Source organism: Hydrogenophaga sp., assembly GCF_031426985.1.
In the GTDB taxonomy this organism is placed as follows: Bacteria; Pseudomonadota; Gammaproteobacteria; order Burkholderiales; family Burkholderiaceae_C; genus Hydrogenophaga.
This window is the reverse complement of the sequence record NZ_JASJOY010000097.1, coordinates 16445-32944: the sequence shown is the minus strand read 5'-3', so window position 1 is coordinate 32944 and position 16500 is coordinate 16445. Positions and strand designations below refer to the sequence as shown.

Here is a 16500-nt window from a genome sequence, read left to right as displayed (position 1 = left end):
GCAAATTATGACGGTCAGCCCTTCTCCAGGTTCCGCAGCGGATGTTTCCGGCGTGTCAACAAATGTGTCCCGGCCCTGTGGGGCCCGCCCCGCCTTGACCGAGGCGGACCGGCGCGCCGAGCATTCGCGGTTTGTGCAGCGCATCCGCCGCCGCTACGGCGACGAACTGCCCCTGCTGCCCGCCGGCCCGCCGGTGCACGCCACCATGGGCGAGTGCCTGGCCCGCCTGCGTGAACGCGGCCTGGCCATGCCGGCCGCGCTGCGCGTGCTGCGCCAGCTGGTCATGGAACGCCTGGTGGTGCTGGACTGCGAGCAGGGCGCGTCGCTGGCCGACGTGACGCGCGCCGTCACCGAACTGGCCGAACTCGCGCTGGACCACGCCTGCGCCCTGGCCTTTGCCGAGCTGGACGCGCTGTACGGCGCGCCCATCGGCGAGAACGGCCAGCGTGCCCAGCTGTGGGTGATCGGCATGGGCAAGCTGGGCGCGCGCGAACTCAACGTGTCCAGCGACATCGACCTGATCTACGTCTACGACACCGACGGCGAGACCGCCGGCAACGCCAGCGGACGCAACCGCATCACCCACCACGAGTACTTCGCCAAGGCGGTCCGGCACATCTACAACACGGTGGGCGAAACCACCGAACACGGCCAGGTGTTCCGGGTCGACCTGGCGCTGCGGCCCAACGGCAACTCGGGCCCGGCCACGGTGTCGCTGGGCGCGCTGGAGGAGTATTTCCTGGTCCAGGGCCGCGAGTGGGAACGTTTCGCCTGGCTCAAGAGCCGCGTCATCGCGCCGGCCGCCTGCATCACCAGCGGCAACGCCAGCGCCCTGCGCGGCGCGGTGCTGCCCTTCGTGTTCCGCAAGTACCTGGACTACAACGTCTTTGAATCGCTGCGCACGCTGCACCGCCAGATCCGCGACCACGCGGCCAAGCGCGCCGCGGGCAACCCGGGCCGCGCCAACGACGTCAAGCTCTCGCGCGGCGGCATCCGCGAAATCGAATTCACCGTGCAGCTGCTGCAGGTGGTGCGCGGCGGCCAGTTCCCCGAGCTGCGCAAGCGCCCCACGCTGCAGGCCCTGACCTGCGTGAGCAAGGCCAACCTGATGCCGGCGGCCACCGCCGAAGCCCTGGCCCAGGCCTACGAGTTCCTGCGCAAGGTCGAGCACCGCATCCAGTACCTGGACGACCAGCAGACCCACCTGATGCCCGAGCGCGACGACGATCTGGCCTGGATCGCCGCCACCCTGGGCTACCCCGACACCTGCGCCTTCCTGCACGAACTCGACAGCCACCGCGAGGTGGTGGCGCACGAGTTCGACATCCTGCTCGGCGGCGCGGGCAACGGCGGCTGCAACGGCAAGGGCTGCAACGGCAAGAACGGGGGCCGCAGCGCGGTGGAAGACCTGCAGGGCGTGCTGCCCGGCCTGCCCGCGGCCTTTGCCGCCAAGGTGGCCGAATGGAGCGCCCACCCGCGCGTGCTGGCCCTGCGCGAAGACGCGCGCGTGCGCCTGGTGCGCCTGGTCGAACGCACCGGCGCCTGGCTGGAAGAAGGGCGCGTGAGCGAAATCGCCGCGCTGCGCCTGGCCGACTGGATCGAGCCGCTGCTGCGCCGCGAGAGTTACCTGGCCCTGCTGCAGGAGCGCCCCTCGGTGCACGAGCGCCTGCTGCGCCTGCTGGGCGCGGCCAAGTGGCCGGCGCGTTACCTGCTCAAGCACCCGGGCGTGATCGACGAACTGGCCAGCCAGCAGCTGCTGACCGACCGCTTCGACGCCGCCGGTTTCGAAGCCGACCTGGAAGAGCGCCGCCGCTCGCTGCAGCGCACCGGCGAAGACGACGAAGAGGCCCTGCTGAACCTGCTGCGCCGCGCGCACCACGCCGAAGTCTTCCGCACCCTGGCGCGCGACGTGGAGGGCGTGCTGACCGTCGAGCAGGTGGCCGACGACCTGAGCGCGCTGGCCGACGCGGTGCTGCGCGTGACCGCGCGCTGGTGCTGGGCGCGGCTGAAAAACCGCCACCGCGACGAACCGGCCTTTGCCATCATCGGCTACGGCAAGCTCGGCGGCAAAGAGCTGGGCTACGGCAGCGACCTGGACATCGTCTTCGTGTTCGACGACGAGCACGAGAGCGCCAACGAGATCTACGCCGGCTTCGTGCGCAAGCTCATCAACTGGCTGCAGGTCAAGACCGGCGAGGGCGACCTGTACGAGATCGACACCGCGCTGCGGCCCAACGGCAATTCGGGCCTGCTGGTGACCAGCTTCGCCGCCTACGACGACTACCAGCGCGGCCGCGGCAGCAACACCGCCTGGACCTGGGAACACCAGGCCATGACGCGAGCGCGGTGCGTCATCGCCCCCACGCTCCCCGCTGCGCGTGGTTCGCTGCCCCCCGAGGGGGCTGGCCCCGCCTTGGGGCGGCCCGGCGGCGGGTCCGCGGCATCGCCAGCCGACCCCACTTCGCTCGCGGCCCGCTTCGACGCGGTGCGCGAAAGCGTGATCACCGCCGAGCGCGACCACGCGGCGCTGGCGCAGGAGCTGACGAGCATGCGCGAGAAGGTGCGCGCGGCGCACCCGGTCAAGGCGGGCGCGTTCGACGTCAAGCACAGCGTGGGCGCCATGGTGGACGTGGAGTTCGTCGTGCAGTACCTGGTGCTGGCGCATTCGGGCACCCACCCCGAGCTGCGCGGCAACCTGGGCAACATCGCCCTGCTGCAGCGCGCCGAAGCCGTGGGCCTGCTGCCCGCCGGCGTGGGCCAGGCCGCGGCCGACGCCTACCGCACACTGCGCCACCTGCAGCACCGCGCGCGCCTGGACGAAGCGCCGACCCAGATCGACGCGGACCAGGCCGAACCCCTGGCCGCCGCGGTGCGCACCCTCTGGGCGCACGTGCTGGGCCGATGAGGCGACCGCGCAGCTGGCTGCTGCTGTGCGCGCTGCACGGCGTGGCCAGCATGCTGCTGTGGTGGACGCAACCCACCACGCTGGAGTGGATGACCTGGCGCTCCGACGAAGACCTGCACCACCCCTGGACGCTGTGGACCAGCGCCTGGGTGTACCAGAGCACGCCGCAGCTGATCGGCCACCAGCTGGCGCTGGGCGTGCTCACCGCGTTCGCGTGGGTGGTGCGCCCACCCTGGACCAGCACCCTGGCCTGGCTGCTGGCCTGGCCGCTGGCGCAGGCCACGCTGTCGCTGTGGCCGCAGATCGGCTATTCGATCGGCCTGTCGGGCGTGCTGCACGCCGGCTGGGCGGTGCTGGCGGTGCAGCTGCTGCAGCGGCGCATCGAGATGCCGCAGGCGCAGCGCTGGGGCGGGCTGCTGATGGCGGGGTTGCTGATCAAGCTGGGCCTGGAACGCGCCTGGGACCACCCGGTGGTCTGGGACAGCGGCAACGACCGTTCGCTGGTGCAGGCGGCCCACCTGGCCGGCGCGGCCTGGGGGCTGTGCCTGGGTGGGCTGGCCCGCTGGTTGCCCACGGTCCGCCGGCGCGCACGGGTGCCCAGCCCGCCCGCGGCGCCGGACGAAACGGTGCACCCCTGACCTGAACGTCGGCTGAGGACCGCGCCCCGGTGGTCGTGCCGCCGGGTGGGTGGGGCCGTTGGGCCGGGTCGTCCTGCCCTGCAAGCCCTCGCGTGCACCGCCTCGGCTCAGGTGGCCGTGGTGGTGCGTTCGGCCCGCCAGCGCGCGACGGCCGGCGCGATCTGGTCCAGTTCGTCCATGTGGGTGTGGCCGGCCAGCCGCGCCGCGCCGCGCGGCCCTTTCTGCAGGCCCGGGCACTGCCCACCGGTCCACAACAGCACCGACGGCGGCAGTTGCGGGTGCAGCTGTTCGAGCGCGGTGCGGGCGTCGCGCGGCCTGAGCGCGGACGAAAACCCCAGCGCCACCACGTCGGCCTCGCGGGCACGGGCGGCTTCGGCGATGTCGCGCAGCGGCGTCTGGGCCCCCAGCGACACGGTCTCGCAGCCTTCGAGCACCAGCATGCACTCGGCCATGAGCAGGCCCAGGGTGTGGGCCTCGCCGGGCACCGTGGTCAGCAACACCCGCGGCGGCCGCAGGGCGCTGGCCAGCACCACCTGCGACAGCCCGGTGCGCAGCAGCCGCTGCACCAGTTCGGTGTAGAGGTGCTCCTCGAACACCGCCAGCTCGCCGTCCAGCCAGGCCTGGCCCACGCGCCGGTTCATGGGGGCGATGACCTCGCGCACCAGGGCGCCGAGCCCGTGCACCAGCAGCCACTGTTGCAGGGCCTGGTACAGCGGCTGGCTGCGCTGCGCCCGCAGCAGGTCCATCCAGTGCGACAGGTCGGGGCCGACAGCGTCACCCGGCGCCGGGGCCGTGGCGCTTTTTTTCCCCTGGCCCTGCATCCGTTGGGGCCGCGCCGGCGTATCCAGTGTCAGCAGCTGGGCCAGCGGCAGCGGCACCACCTGCCCCGGGCGGTGCCCGGCGTCCAGCAAGCGCCGGATGTGGCGCAGGCGCAGCAGCTGGTCGTCGTCGTAGCGCCGTTCGCCCTGGGCGTCGCGCAGCGGCAGCGGGAAGCCGTAACGCCGCTCCCAGACACGCAGGGTGTCTTTGGACAGGCCGGTGTCGCGCTCAATGTCGGCAATGGTGTGGGCAGATTCGGTCATGGAACTTGCATTTGTCTAGGACAAATGATTCAATCAAACACAATTTCTTGAATTGAACCCATGAACAGCACTTTTGTCCAGATCAAACTGCAAGCGGCGGTGCGCCGCCGGCCGGGCGCCCGCGCATCCGCTGCGCCCGGGGGCCTGGCGGCCCGGGAAGCCACGCCCCAAGGGGCCGGGCGGGCGCCCGCGGCCCACCACGGCGCCCACGGCCCCCACCCCGCACGGAACTTTCTGCCCCGCGCCGGACTCCACACCGGTGTGGCCGCCCCCCTGTCGGCGTGCTGGCCACACCGGTTTTTTGCACTGCGAAGCCTTCCGCCCTCCGGGGCGGCTGCAATCCCGAGGCGACACTCCTCCTCCCTCCCTCCCTCCTTCGTTTCGGGGCGCTTCGCAGGCCTTTGTTTTCCGGTCCACCGGGCCCGCACCGTGTCGGGGGTCTGAGCCATGGACTCGGACCCCATCGCATACCCCATCGGCGGGGCCCAGGCGCCGCGCCGGCCCCGCGTGGCCATCGTCGGCTCCGGCATCTCGGGCCTGGCCGCCGCCCACACCCTGACCGGCCTGGCCGACCTCACCCTGTTCGAGGCCGGCGACTATTTCGGCGGCCACACCCACACCGTGGACGTGACCCTGCCCGACGCCAGCGGCCGCCCCACCACCTTCGGCGTGGACACCGGTTTCCTGGTGCTCAACCAGCGCACCTACCCCAACCTGCAGGCCCTGTTCCGCCAGCTGGACGTGGCCATCGTGCCGTCCGACATGTCGTTCTCGGTGCAGGCCCCAGGCGCCGGGCGCCACGGCGGCCCGCTGGAGTGGAGCGGTTCGGACCTGTCCAGCGTGTTCGCGCAGCGCGCCAACCTGGGCAACCCGCGCTTCTGGCGCATGCTGGCCGACATCGTGCGCTTCAACCACCTGGCCACGCGCCTGGCGAAGCGGGGCGACGACCTGGGCGACGGCAGCCCGCTGCTGCAGCCGCTGGGCGAGTTCCTGGCGCAGCACCGCTTCAGCGATGCGTTCCGCGACTGGTATTTGCTGCCCATGCTGGGCTGCATCTGGAGCTGCCCGACCGACCAGATGCTGCGGTTCCCCGTGGCGACCCTGGTGCGCTTTTGCCACAACCACGGCCTGATCCAGGTGACGAACCGGCCGCAGTGGTACACCGTGGCCGGCGGCGCGCGCCAGTACGTGCAGAAGATCGTGGCGCGCATCCCCGACGCGCGCCTGAACCGCCCAGTGCGCCAGGTGCTGCGCGACGGGGCCGGCGTGCGCATCGTCAGCGACGGCGCGGTCGAGCGCTTCGACGCCGTGGTGCTGGCCTGCCACAGCGACCAGGCCCTGGCCCTGCTGGGCGAGGGCGCGCGCGCCGACGAACGGGCGGTGCTCGGCGCGATCCGCTATCAGCCCAACCGCGCGGTGCTGCACACCGACGCCTCGGTGATGCCGACCGAGCGCAAGGCCTGGGCGGCCTGGAACTACGCGCGCGGCGTCGGGGCGCACGCGGCAGCGGCCCAGGTCTGCCTGCACTACTGGATCAACCGCCTGCAGCCCCTGCCCACGCCGCAGCCGGTGATCGTCTCGCTCAACCCGTCCACCGGCATCGACCCGGCCCAGGTGATCGGCGACTACGGCTACGACCACCCGGTGTTCGACCTCGCGGCCATCCGCGCGCAAGCCCAGGTGCCCGCGCTGCAGGGGCAGCAGCAGACCTTCTTTGCCGGCGCCTGGATGGGCTACGGCTTCCACGAAGACGGCCTCAAGGCCGGCCTGCAGGCGGCGCGGGCGCTGATCGACGCCCACGGCCTGCTGCCCCAGGCCGGCGAAGCCGCCGCGCGCCGCGCCGCACTGCCCGGGGTGTTTGCATGAGCGCCGCCCGGCCGATCCGGAGGCGCTCAGCCCCGCCGTGCGCAGCACGGATGGAAGTCCAATGAGCACCGCGGGCACGGGTGCCGCCCAGGCCCTCGTGGGCTTTGGCCAGGTGCGCCACACGCGCCACCGGCCGCGCGCCAACGCCTTCGCCTACCCGACCTGCTTCCTGATGCTGCCCATGCGCAGCCTGCGCACCCACGGCCCCGGCGACCTGGCGCGCAACCGCCGCGCGGCGCTGGGCTTTCACGATGCCGACCACGGCACCGGCGGGCCGGACGCGCTGGCCTGGATGGAGCGGCTGCTGGCCGAGCACGGCATCACGGACGCCGACGGCGAGATCTGGCTGCACACCTACCCGCGTGTGCTGGGCCACACCTTCAAGCCGGTGAGCTTCTGGTACGGCCACCGGGCCGACGGTTCGCTGCGCGCCGTCGTCGCCGAGGTCAACAACACCTTCGGCGAACGCCACTGCTACCTGCTCGACCGGCCGCGCTACGGCGTGCCCTGCACGGCCACCAAGGTGTTCCACGTCTCGCCCTTCTGCCCGGTGCAGGGGGAATACCGCTTCGTCTTCATGCGCACGCGCCACGGCGGCCAGGACCGCACCGTCGCCCGCATCGACTACCACGACGAGGCCGGCGGCCCGGTGCTGATCGCCACCAGCGTCAGCGGCACGCTGCTGCCGCTGAACGCGCAGACCCGCCACCGCGCCCTGTGGGACCACCCCGCGCTCACGCTGGCCGTGATCGCCCGCATCCACTGGCAGGCGCTGCGGCTGTGGGTCAAGCGCACGCCCTTCTTCCGCCAGCCGGCCCCGCCGGCCGACTTCGTCACCGCCGCATCGACACCGCCCTGAGAGCCCCGACGCCATGAACAGCACCACCGCGCCCCAGCCCAACGGCCTGGCCCTGCCGCGCCACGCCCCCGCCGCCGCCCGCAGCGCCCTGCAACTGCTGCAGCGCCTGCGGCACGGCAGCCTCAGCCTGCAGCTGCCCGACGGCTCGGTGCAGCGCTTCGGCAGCACCGAAGGGCCGCATGCCTCCATGCGCCTGGTGAACTGGAACGTGTTCGGCGCCACGTTTCGATCGGGCGACATCGGCTTCGCCGAAAGCCACATCGCCGGTGACTGGACCACCCCCGACCTGACCGCCCTGCTGCGCCTGCTGATCGCCAACCGCGACGCGCTCGAAGGCGCGGTCTACGGCAGCTGGTTCGGCCGCCTGGCCTACCGGCTGCGCCACTGGCTCCACCGCAACAACAAGGCCAACAGCCGCCAGAACATCCACGCCCACTACGACCTGGGCAATGCGTTTTACGAGCTGTGGCTGGACGGCACGATGAACTACTCGTCGGCCCTGTTCGAGTCGTCCGATCAGGACATGGTGGCCGCGCAGCACGCCAAGGTGCGCCGCGCTCTGCGTCTGGCCGGTGTGCAGCCTGGCGACCGCGTGCTGGAGATCGGCTGCGGCTGGGGCGCCCTGGCGGAAAAGGCGGTCACCGAATTCGGCGCCTCGGTGACCGGGGTGACCCTGTCCACCGAGCAACTGGCCTTTGCGCAGAAACGCATGGAGCGACTCGGTATGCCAGAAGCCGACACGCCCGCCGCCGGGCCGCCCCAAGGCGGGCGAGCCCCCGGATCCGGCATGGACCGGGTCCCTCCCCGATCCCGGGGCAGCGACCCGCGCGAGCGGCGGAGCGTGGGGGCCACACATGACCTGCGCCTTCAGGATTACCGCGACATCGACGATGGCCCCTACGACGCCATCTGCTCCATCGAGATGGTCGAGGCCGTGGGCCGCGAATACTGGGACACCTACTTCGGCGCCATCGCCCGCCTGCTCAAGACCGGCGGCCAGGCCTGCATCCAGAGCATCACCATCCGCGACGACCTGTTTGAGCGCTACATCGCCGGCACCGACTTCATCCAGCAGTACATCTTCCCGGGGGGCTGCCTGCCCAGCCCGCGCGCATTCCGCGCCGCGGCCGAACGCGCCGGCCTGCAGGTGGTGGACCAGTTCCACTTCGGCCCCGACTACGCGCGCACCCTGCGCGAGTGGCACCAGCGCTTCCTGCAGCAGCTCGACGCCGTGCGCGCCCTCGGCTTCGACGAGCGCTTCGTGCGCACCTGGACCTTCTACCTCGCCTATTGCGAAGCGGCATTCGCCGAAGGCAACACCGACGTGGTGCAGTTCACCCTGCGCAAACCGTGAAACACCACGCCCTGTTCGCCCGCGCCGCCACCGTGCTGGCCACCACCGCCGCCCTGTGGTGGCCGGCGCAGGCGAGCAACGTCGAGCCCACCGCCAACGCCGCGCTCAGCGGCCAGCAGACCGTGGGCAGCTCGCTGTTCCGCCACTGGGGCTTCGAGGTCTACCAGGCCACGCTGCACGCGGGTGCCGCCTTCAACGCCCAGCGCTTTGAGCAGCAGCGCTTCGGGCTGGCGCTGCAATACCGCCGCGCGTTCAAAGGCAGCGACATCGCGCAGCGCTCGATCGACGAGATGCAGGCCATCGCACCGCTGTCGCCGCAGCAGGCCAGCGAGTGGCTGGCCACGATGCAGCGCGCCTTCCCGGACGTGAAGGCCGGAGACGAACTGCTGGGCGTGCACGTGCCCGGCAGCGGCGCGCGTTTCTATTTCAACGGCCAGCTGCGCGCCACGGTGGACGACCCGGCGTTCTCGGCGCGCTTCTTCGGCATCTGGCTGTCGCCCGGCACCTCGGCGCCGCAGCTGCGCACGGCCCTGATCGGCGCCAGCGCGCGCTGACACCATGGACCAGCCCACCGCCACCGCCCCGGCCGAGCGCTTCACCGCGCCCGGCGCCTGGCGGCACGGCCTGCGCTACGGCCTCATGGGCCTGCCGCTGGCCTTCGTGGCGCTGCCGCTCTACGTCATCCTGCCCCACCACTATGCGCGCAGCTTCGCCGTGCCACTGGCCGCGCTGGGCGCGGTGCTGCTGGCCGCGCGCCTGTTCGACGCGGTGCTGGACCCGCTGATCGGCCGCTGGACCGACCGGCAGTTCGCGCGCAGCCACCGGGCGGTGCTGGCCGCTGGCGGTGCCGCCGCCGTGGTGCTGGCGCTGGGTCTGTGGGGTCTGCTGTTCCCGCCCGCCGCGACGCGCGCCGACGCCAGCACCGTGCTGGTGTGGGCCGGCGTGCTCATGGCCATCACCTGCGCGGCCTACAGCGTGGCCAGCGTGGCGCACCAGACCTGGGGCACGCGCCTGGGCGGCAGCGAGGCACAGCGCAGCCGCATCAGCGCCTGGCGCGAAGGCCTGGCACTGGTCGGCGTGCTCACCGCGGCGGTGCTGCCCGGCACGCTGGGGCTGGACGCCACGGTCACCGCCTTCGCCGCGCTGCTGGCGCTGGGCTGGTGGTCCTGGAGCGGGGCGGTGGCGCCCACGACGCGCGCGCCTGCGCAGGGCACGCCACAGCAACAGCTCGCCGCCCATCGTTCGCCGGGCCGCCCCCAGAACGGCGGCACCCCCTCGGGGGGCCCGGCGCAGCCTGGGCTGGGGGCCAAGACCCACCCGCTGGCCCAGCCGCGCTTTGTGCGCCTGCTGCTGGTGTTCGTGGTCAACGGCACGGCGAGCGCGGTGCCCGCCACGCTCGTGCTGTTCTTCGTGCAGGACCGGCTGCAGGCCCCGGCCCGCATCGAGCCCGCGTTCCTCGCCACCTACTTCCTGTGTGCCGCGCTGTCGCTGCCGCTGTGGGTGCGGCTGGTGCCGCGCCTCGGGCTGGCGCGCACCTGGCTCATGGGCATGGCGCTGTCGGTGGCGGTGTTCATCTGGGCCGCCACGCTGGGCGCGGGCGATGTGGCGGCCTTCCTGATCGTCTGCGCGCTCTCGGGCATCGCCCTGGGCACCGACCTGGCATTGCCCTCGGCCTTGCTCACCGGCCTGGTGGACGAACTGGGCGAACGCGGCCAGCGCGAAGGCGCCTACCTGGGCTGGTGGAACTTCGCCGCCAAACTCAACCTGGCCCTGGCCGCCGGCCTGGCGCTGCCGCTGCTGGGCGCCTTTGGCTACACGCCCGGCGCGCGCGACCCACAGGCCCTGTGGACCCTCACCGTCGCCTACTGCCTGCTGCCCTGCGGCCTCAAGCTGCTGGCCGCCGGCCTGCTGCACACCCTGCTCATCCGGCCGGCGCGCCCCGCCGCCACATCCCTGTCCTCCCCCCTGAAAGCCCTCCCATGAAACGCCGCCGGCTCATCACCTCGGGTGCCGCTGCGGCGGCCCTGGCCCTCACCGGCTGCGCCGGCCCGCAGGTCACCGACTACGCGAGCGACCAACCCGTGCTCGACCTGCGCCAGTATTTCAACGGCACGCTGGACGCTTACGGCGTGTTCACCGACCGCAGCGGCAAGGTGGTCAAACGCTTCACCGTGGTGATGCGCTGCAGCTGGAACGGCGACGAGGGGGTGCTGGACGAAGACTTTGTCTACTCGGACGGCACCACGCAAAAGCGCATCTGGCGCCTGAAACACCTGGGCAACGGCCGCTACGAAGGCCGGGCCGACGACGTGGTGGGCGTGGCCCAGGGCCAGACCGCGGGCAACGCCTTCCGCTGGGGCTACACGCTGGCGCTGCCGGTGGGCGGCGATCCGAGCGCCGCCGGGCCGCCCCAAGGCGCGAGCGCCCCCTCGGGGGGCAGCGAACCAAGCGCAGCGGGGAGCGTGGGGGCGACGATTGTGGAGGTGCAGTTCGACGACTGGATGTACCTGATGGATGAGCGTGTGATGCTCAACAAGGCCGCCATGAGCAAGTTCGGCATCCACCTCGGCGAGGTCACGCTGTCGTTTGTGAAGCGTCCGTCATGAGCGCGCCCCACAGCCTGGTCGAGCGGCCGGACGCGGGGGGCTGGAACCTGCTGCGCCCCTACAACCCGCGCCTGCGCCAGTGGGTGGGCCGGCGCGTGTGGGTGGTGGGCGGCTCCACCGGCATCGGCCGCGCGACCGCGCTGGCGCTGGCCGCGCGCGGCGCGCAGGTGCTGGTGTCGGCGCGCGGCGTCCCGGCGCTGCAGGCCCTGGCCCAGGCACACCCCGGCCTGCAGGCCTGGCCGCTGGACGTGACCGACGCCGCTGCCGTGCGCACCTGTGCCACCGAGATCCTGGCGCAGGGCCCGCTGGACCTGGTGCTCTACTGCGCCGGCCACTACCGCGCCCAGCGCGCCACGGCGTTCGACCTGGTCGAGATGCAGCGCCACCTGGACATCAACCTCCGCGGTGCGCTGCACGTGCTGGACGCGGTGCTGCCCGCGCTGCTGGCGCGCGGCCGCGGCCACCTCAGCCTGGTCAGCAGCGTGGCCGGCTACCGCGGCCTGCCGCAGAGCCTGGCCTACGGCCCGACCAAGGCCGCGCTGACCAACCTGGCCGAAAACCTCTACCTCGACCTGCAGCCGCAGGGCCTGGGCGTGAGCGTGGTGCACCCCGGCTTTGTGCAGACGCCGCTGACGGCGCAGAACGCCTTTGCCATGCCGGCCCTCATCACCCCCGAGCAGGCGGCGCAGGCCATGCTGGACGGCTGGGCCGCGGGCGCCTTCGACATCCACTACCCCAAGCGTTTCACGCGCTGGATGAAGCTGCTGAGGGTGCTGCCGCACCGGCTGTACTTCCCGCTGGTGCGGCGCTTCACCGGGCTATAAAACACCATGACCACCGACGAGGCCCGCGCCGCCACCGGGCGCATCTGCCAGTTCTTTGAAACGCTCTCGCCACAGAGCCTGGCGCAGATCGACGCGCACTACACCCCCGAGGCGCGCTTCAAAGACCCGTTCAACGAGGTGCAGGGGCACGCGGCCATCCAGCGCCTGTTCGAGCACATGTTCACCAGCCTGCACGAACCGCGCTTCGTGGTGACGCAGCGCCTCGTCGACGGCGCGCAGGTGTTCCTGGTGTGGGAATTCCACTGCCGGTTCAAACGCTTCGACACGGTCACTCCGCAGGTGATCCGCGGCGGCTCGCACCTGCAACTGGCCGCCGACGGTCGCATCGCCGACCACCGCGACTACTGGGACGCGGCCGAAGAGCTGTACGAAAAACTGCCCGGCGTGGGCGCCCTGATGCGCTGGCTCAAGCGACGGGCGAACACATAAAGTCACCATTGGAGCGAAGCCGAATGGCCCGCACGCATCGGGCTGTACGGGCGCAACCGAAGCGCGTGCCCCCTTCCAGGGCACCCGTGGAACGGGCTCCGCCCGGCCACAGGGTGCGTCCCCCCGCGCAGCAGGGGGGAAGCCGCGTCAGCGGCGCAGGGGGGCCATCTCTACCCCGGCATCTTCCCGAGCATCTTCTCGCGCACCGCGGCCACCAGCGTCCGGCCGGTCTGCAGCACCTCCATCGGGTCCACCGCGCCCATGCTGGCCATGTCCTGCTGCACTTCCTCGCGTTTGCTGCGCGCCAGACAGGCCAGCAGCTTTTGGCGCAGCGCCTCGTCCTCCAGGCTGCACAGCAGCTTGGCCAGGTCGTACAGGTCGCAACGGCCCACCGCGTCGAACAGCGACTTCTGGTCGGCGAACACCAGATCGTCCACGTCGGTGAACTGCTCGGGCGTCTTGATCTTGCGGTCGGCGAAAAACTTCTTGCCCTTGTCGTTGAGCAGGCGCACCACCTCGCTCTTGCGGAAGGTGAAGATGTCCTCGGAGAACTCGCTGCCCGCGAGCTTCTTGAGCAGCAGCGAACGGTCCACGTCCACCATGGCCGCGAACTCGTCCACGCTCACGTATTCGTAGCTCATCTTCTCCGTGTCGGCATGGTCCTCGGTGATGCGCCGGGCCTGGTGCACGATGTCCTTGGGCGAGAAAATCACGCGCTTGCCGCTGCCGTTTTCATCGTCGACGCGGATCAGGTGCAGGCGCAGCAACTTGCCGATGCTGTTGCGGATGTGCACATCCGAATGCCCCAGCAAACCGCGCGCCTGGGTGAACACGTCGGTCAGCAGCGGGCTGGCCAGCACGGCGGGGCCCGATCCCCCGCGCACATCGTTCTTGGGCCGCCCGGTTTCGGCCATGCCCAGCAGTTGCAGCAGCTGCGCATAGACCAGGATGTCGGGCTGGTAGTTGACGCGGGTGGCGATGAGTTCGTGCGCCACCTCCAGCCGCTCGACCAGCGAGCGCAGCAGGCCGCGGGTGAACTTGGGGGTCTCGGCCAGCTCGCTCTCCAGCGTGTCGTGGCCGACCAGGTACAGCTCGCAATACGAGCGTGCGGCGGCGTTGTTGCCGCGCCGCCCGTTGACCAGCTGCGCCGGCACGCCAAAACACTGGCCCGGCCCCAGCGTCTCGACCACCACGCGTTTTTCCTCGCGCACCATGTAGAGGTCCACCGACCCTTCCTTGATCACGTACAGGTGGTGGGCCGGCATGCCTTCGGTGTAGAGCACATCACCCGAATAGAAACGCTGCTGGGTGAAGCCTTCGTCGGGCCCGACGGGCATGGGCGAGGACGGGGAGGAGGCGCGGGCGGGGGTGGCGGTGTTCATGGTGTGGCGCAGCGACGGGGCCGCGACCATCGCACCGCCCCTGACTGCCTATCGACGGCCCCCGGCGGAACTTGAGGCCCGACCGGGCCCGCGGTGGCCTCCAGAACCTCGACGAACCGCAAGCGCCGCCCCAGGCGTCAGCCCGGCCCGCGTGACCCCATCCAGGGCAGCCGTGGAACGGCCATTCGACAGGCTCAGAAGCCACAGGGTGCGCGCCCCCGCACAGCAGGGGGAAGCCGCGTCAGCGGCGCAGGGCGGACCGAGCGATCAGCTCGGCCGCGTGTCCATGAAGCTCTGGCGCAGCGCGAGCTTGTCCGACAGGCGGGCCAGGTTGGGGTAGGTGGTGCGCCACTCGATCTGCGGAAAGCGGAACAGCAGATAGCCCAGCGCGCAGCCCACGGCCACGTCCGACAGGCTGAAGTGGATGCCCGAGCAGAACGGCTTGTCGCCCAGGCCGTGGCTCATGGCCTTGAGCGCGCCGTCGACCTTGCCCAGCTGGCGGTCGATCCAGGCCTGGCAGCGCTGCTCGTCGCTGCGGCCGGACCAGGTGGCCTCCAGCCGCGCCAGGATGGCGGCGTCCATGAGGCCGTCGGCCAGCGCTTCCCAGGTCTTGATTTCGGCGCGTTCGCGGCCGGAAGTGGGAATCAGCTTGCCCACGGGCGAGAGCGTGTCCAGGTACTCGACGATCACGCGCGAGTCGAACACGGCTTCGGCGCCTTCCATGATCAGGCAGGGCACCTTGCCCAGCGGGTTGGAGGTGGCGATGCCGGTGTCGGCCGACCACACGTCTTCCTGGACGAACTGGTAGTCCAGTTTCTTTTCGGCCATGACGACGCGGACCTTGCGCACGTAGGGGCTGGTGGTGGCGCCAATGAGTTTCATGGGTCGGTGTTGTTCAGGTTCGAAGGGCAATGCAAGCGGCCATTTTATCGACGCCCGCCGCCACGCGCGTGCGGCCCTGCCAGATCCGCCCGGCGGCGCGCCCCGCCGGTGGCGGCCTCCTACAATCTGGGGATGCGCCCGACCTCCTCCTCCCCTGCGGCCCACGCCGCCCCCCTCACCCCCATTTCCGCCCTCTCGCCGCTGGACGGCCGCTACGCCGGTCGCCTGGCGCCGCTGCGCCCCTTCATGAGCGAGCAGGGCTACATGCACCGCCGCGTGCAGGTGGAAATCGCCTGGTTCATCGCCCTGTCCGACGCCGGTTTCGACGAATTCAAGCCGCTCTCGCCCGGCGCCCGCACCTACCTGATGGGCCTGGTCAAGAACTTCAACGACGAAGACGCCCTGGCGATCAAGGAGATCGAGAAGACCACCAACCACGACGTGAAGGCCGTGGAGTACTGGATCAAGTCCAAATTCGACGCCCGCCCCGAACTGGAGCACGCCGCCGAGTTCGTGCACTTCGCCTGCACCAGCGAAGACATCAACAACACCAGCCACGCCCTGCAGCTCAAGGGCGGTCGCGACGCGGTGCTGCTGCCCGCGCTGGACGGCGTGATCGCCAAACTGCGCGACATGGCGCACCAGTTCGCGGCCGTGCCCATGCTCAGCCGCACCCACGGCCAGACCGCCAGCCCCACCACGGTGGGCAAGGAAATCGCCAACGTGGTGGTGCGCCTGGTCAACGCGCGCGAGCGCATCGGCGGCGTGAAGCTGCTGGGAAAGATGAACGGCGCCGTGGGCAACTACAACGCCCACCTTTCGGCCTGGCCCGACTTCGACTGGGAGGCCTTCAGCAAAAAGGTGATCGAGACGCCCGAGCCGCTGGGCCTGGGCCTGACCTTCCAGCCGTATTCGATCCAGATCGAGCCGCACGACTACATGGCCGAGCTGTTCGACGCCATCGCGCGCACCAACACCATCCTGATCGACCTCTCGCGCGACATCTGGGGCTACGTGAGCGTGGGCTACTTCAAGCAGAAGCTCAAGGCCGGCGAGATCGGTTCCTCGACCATGCCGCACAAGGTCAACCCGATCGACTTCGAGAACGCCGAAGGCAACCTGGGCCTGGCCAACGCGGTGCTCAAGCACCTGTCCGAAAAGCTGCCCATCAGCCGCTGGCAGCGCGACCTGACCGATTCCACCGTGCTGCGCAACATGGGCGTGGGCCTGGGCTACGCGGTGCTGGCCTACCACTCGCTGATGACCGGCCTGAACAAGCTCGAACTCAACGAAGAAGCCCTGGCCGACGACCTGAACGCCTCGTGGGAAGTGCTGGCCGAACCGATCCAGACGGTGATGCGCCGCTTCGGTGTGCAAGGCGCCTACGAGAAGCTCAAGGAAGTCACGCGCGGCAAGACCGTGACCGCCGAGGCCCTGCACACGCTGATCCGCAGCCTGGAGATCCCCCAGGCCGAGAAGGACCGCCTGCTGGCCATGACCCCGGCCAGCTACGTGGGCAAAGCGACCGAACTCGCGCGCCGCGTGTAATTCCTGCACATCACACCGCAACAGGGCCGGACGCCAGTCGTCCGGCCCTGTTGCCTTTTGGGCGACTCCCCTCTTCAGAATGTGCGCTTTTTCATGCACAGTCT

At 70.9% G+C, this 16500-nt stretch carries 14 protein-coding genes; 11 read left to right on the top strand and 3 right to left on the bottom strand.

The window, feature by feature from the left end; translation table 11 throughout:
* Window positions 1-7 precede the first annotated feature (7 nt).
* Window positions 8-2905: a bifunctional [glutamate--ammonia ligase]-adenylyl-L-tyrosine phosphorylase/[glutamate--ammonia-ligase] adenylyltransferase gene (glnE, locus tag RMP09_RS12500; protein ID WP_409559721.1), complete on the top strand. Its 2898-nt coding sequence runs from the start codon at window positions 8-10 to the stop codon at window positions 2903-2905.
* Entirely contained in the window at window positions 2902-3543 is a 642-nt protein-coding gene (locus RMP09_RS12495; RefSeq protein ID WP_310566297.1) for a hypothetical protein, read from the top strand. The genes glnE and RMP09_RS12495 overlap by 4 nt, the downstream gene beginning before the upstream one ends.
* A gap of 107 nt (window positions 3544-3650) precedes the next feature.
* Here the strand turns inward: RMP09_RS12495 and RMP09_RS12490 are convergent, their stop codons facing one another.
* A complete protein-coding gene (locus tag RMP09_RS12490; protein WP_310566296.1) occupies window positions 3651-4625 on the bottom strand; it encodes a MerR family transcriptional regulator in 975 nt (324 codons plus the stop codon).
* 447 nt (window positions 4626-5072) lie between these two features.
* Here RMP09_RS12490 and RMP09_RS12485 point away from each other — a divergent pair, with 447 nt between their 5' ends.
* From RMP09_RS12485 to RMP09_RS12450, 8 genes are all read left to right on the top strand, one after another.
* Window positions 5073-6491 carry an FAD-dependent oxidoreductase gene (locus RMP09_RS12485; protein WP_310566295.1) on the top strand — a complete coding sequence of 473 codons (1419 nt, stop codon included), beginning with the start codon at window positions 5073-5075 and terminating at the stop codon, window positions 6489-6491.
* A 61-nt stretch (window positions 6492-6552) separates the two neighbouring features.
* A complete protein-coding gene (locus RMP09_RS12480) occupies window positions 6553-7350 on the top strand; it encodes a DUF1365 domain-containing protein (protein ID WP_310566294.1) in 798 nt (265 codons plus the stop codon).
* Window positions 7351-7363: 13 nt separating this feature from the next.
* Window positions 7364-8704: a cyclopropane-fatty-acyl-phospholipid synthase family protein gene (locus RMP09_RS12475; protein WP_310566293.1), complete on the top strand. Its 1341-nt coding sequence runs from the start codon at window positions 7364-7366 to the stop codon at window positions 8702-8704.
* The gene (locus RMP09_RS12470; RefSeq protein WP_310566292.1) at window positions 8701-9258 is read left to right on the top strand and encodes a chalcone isomerase family protein; all 558 of its coding nucleotides are present in this window, start codon (window positions 8701-8703) and stop codon (window positions 9256-9258) included. Before RMP09_RS12475 ends, RMP09_RS12470 begins: the two co-directional genes overlap by 4 nt.
* Before the next feature lie 4 nt (window positions 9259-9262).
* Window positions 9263-10687: an MFS transporter gene (locus tag RMP09_RS12465; protein WP_310566291.1), complete on the top strand. Its 1425-nt coding sequence runs from the start codon at window positions 9263-9265 to the stop codon at window positions 10685-10687.
* Window positions 10684-11310 carry a DUF3833 domain-containing protein gene (locus tag RMP09_RS12460; protein WP_310566290.1) on the top strand — a complete coding sequence of 209 codons (627 nt, stop codon included), beginning with the start codon at window positions 10684-10686 and terminating at the stop codon, window positions 11308-11310. The genes RMP09_RS12465 and RMP09_RS12460 overlap by 4 nt, the downstream gene beginning before the upstream one ends.
* Window positions 11307-12134 carry an SDR family NAD(P)-dependent oxidoreductase gene (locus tag RMP09_RS12455; protein ID WP_310566289.1) on the top strand — a complete coding sequence of 276 codons (828 nt, stop codon included), beginning with the start codon at window positions 11307-11309 and terminating at the stop codon, window positions 12132-12134. The genes RMP09_RS12460 and RMP09_RS12455 overlap by 4 nt, the downstream gene beginning before the upstream one ends.
* A gap of 6 nt (window positions 12135-12140) precedes the next feature.
* Complete coding sequence (locus RMP09_RS12450) at window positions 12141-12584, top strand: nuclear transport factor 2 family protein (RefSeq protein WP_310566288.1); 444 nt, start codon at window positions 12141-12143, stop codon at window positions 12582-12584.
* 170 nt (window positions 12585-12754) lie between these two features.
* On the opposite strand, the gene RMP09_RS12445 is transcribed toward RMP09_RS12450, so the two are convergent.
* Window positions 12755-13966, bottom strand: coding sequence for a cyclic nucleotide-binding domain-containing protein (locus tag RMP09_RS12445; RefSeq protein ID WP_310566287.1), 1212 nt, complete (start codon window positions 13964-13966; stop codon window positions 12755-12757).
* Between the two features lie 267 nt (window positions 13967-14233).
* Complete coding sequence (locus RMP09_RS12440) at window positions 14234-14848, bottom strand: glutathione S-transferase N-terminal domain-containing protein (RefSeq protein ID WP_310566286.1); 615 nt, start codon at window positions 14846-14848, stop codon at window positions 14234-14236.
* 132 nt (window positions 14849-14980) lie between these two features.
* Between RMP09_RS12440 and purB the strand changes: the two genes are divergently transcribed.
* Window positions 14981-16396, top strand: coding sequence for an adenylosuccinate lyase (purB, locus tag RMP09_RS12435; RefSeq protein WP_310566285.1), 1416 nt, complete (start codon window positions 14981-14983; stop codon window positions 16394-16396).
* Window positions 16397-16500: the final 104 nt, after the last annotated feature.

What these genes read in the sequence shown, in the direction of transcription:
- glnE (WP_409559721.1), top strand. Translation starts at nt 8, where the DNA reads ATGACGGTCAGCCCTTCTCCAGGTTCCGCAGCGGATGTTTCCGGCGTG.
- RMP09_RS12495 (WP_310566297.1), top strand. Translation starts at nt 2,902, where the DNA reads ATGAGGCGACCGCGCAGCTGGCTGCTGCTGTGCGCGCTGCACGGCGTG.
- RMP09_RS12490 (WP_310566296.1), bottom strand. Translation starts at nt 4,625, where the DNA reads ATGACCGAATCTGCCCACACCATTGCCGACATTGAGCGCGACACCGGC.
- RMP09_RS12485 (WP_310566295.1), top strand. Translation starts at nt 5,073, where the DNA reads ATGGACTCGGACCCCATCGCATACCCCATCGGCGGGGCCCAGGCGCCG.
- RMP09_RS12480 (WP_310566294.1), top strand. Translation starts at nt 6,553, where the DNA reads ATGAGCACCGCGGGCACGGGTGCCGCCCAGGCCCTCGTGGGCTTTGGC.
- RMP09_RS12475 (WP_310566293.1), top strand. Translation starts at nt 7,364, where the DNA reads ATGAACAGCACCACCGCGCCCCAGCCCAACGGCCTGGCCCTGCCGCGC.
- RMP09_RS12465 (WP_310566291.1), top strand. Translation starts at nt 9,263, where the DNA reads ATGGACCAGCCCACCGCCACCGCCCCGGCCGAGCGCTTCACCGCGCCC.
- RMP09_RS12460 (WP_310566290.1), top strand. Translation starts at nt 10,684, where the DNA reads ATGAAACGCCGCCGGCTCATCACCTCGGGTGCCGCTGCGGCGGCCCTG.
- RMP09_RS12455 (WP_310566289.1), top strand. Translation starts at nt 11,307, where the DNA reads ATGAGCGCGCCCCACAGCCTGGTCGAGCGGCCGGACGCGGGGGGCTGG.
- RMP09_RS12450 (WP_310566288.1), top strand. Translation starts at nt 12,141, where the DNA reads ATGACCACCGACGAGGCCCGCGCCGCCACCGGGCGCATCTGCCAGTTC.
- RMP09_RS12445 (WP_310566287.1), bottom strand. Translation starts at nt 13,966, where the DNA reads ATGAACACCGCCACCCCCGCCCGCGCCTCCTCCCCGTCCTCGCCCATG.
- RMP09_RS12440 (WP_310566286.1), bottom strand. Translation starts at nt 14,848, where the DNA reads ATGAAACTCATTGGCGCCACCACCAGCCCCTACGTGCGCAAGGTCCGC.
- purB (WP_310566285.1), top strand. Translation starts at nt 14,981, where the DNA reads ATGCGCCCGACCTCCTCCTCCCCTGCGGCCCACGCCGCCCCCCTCACC.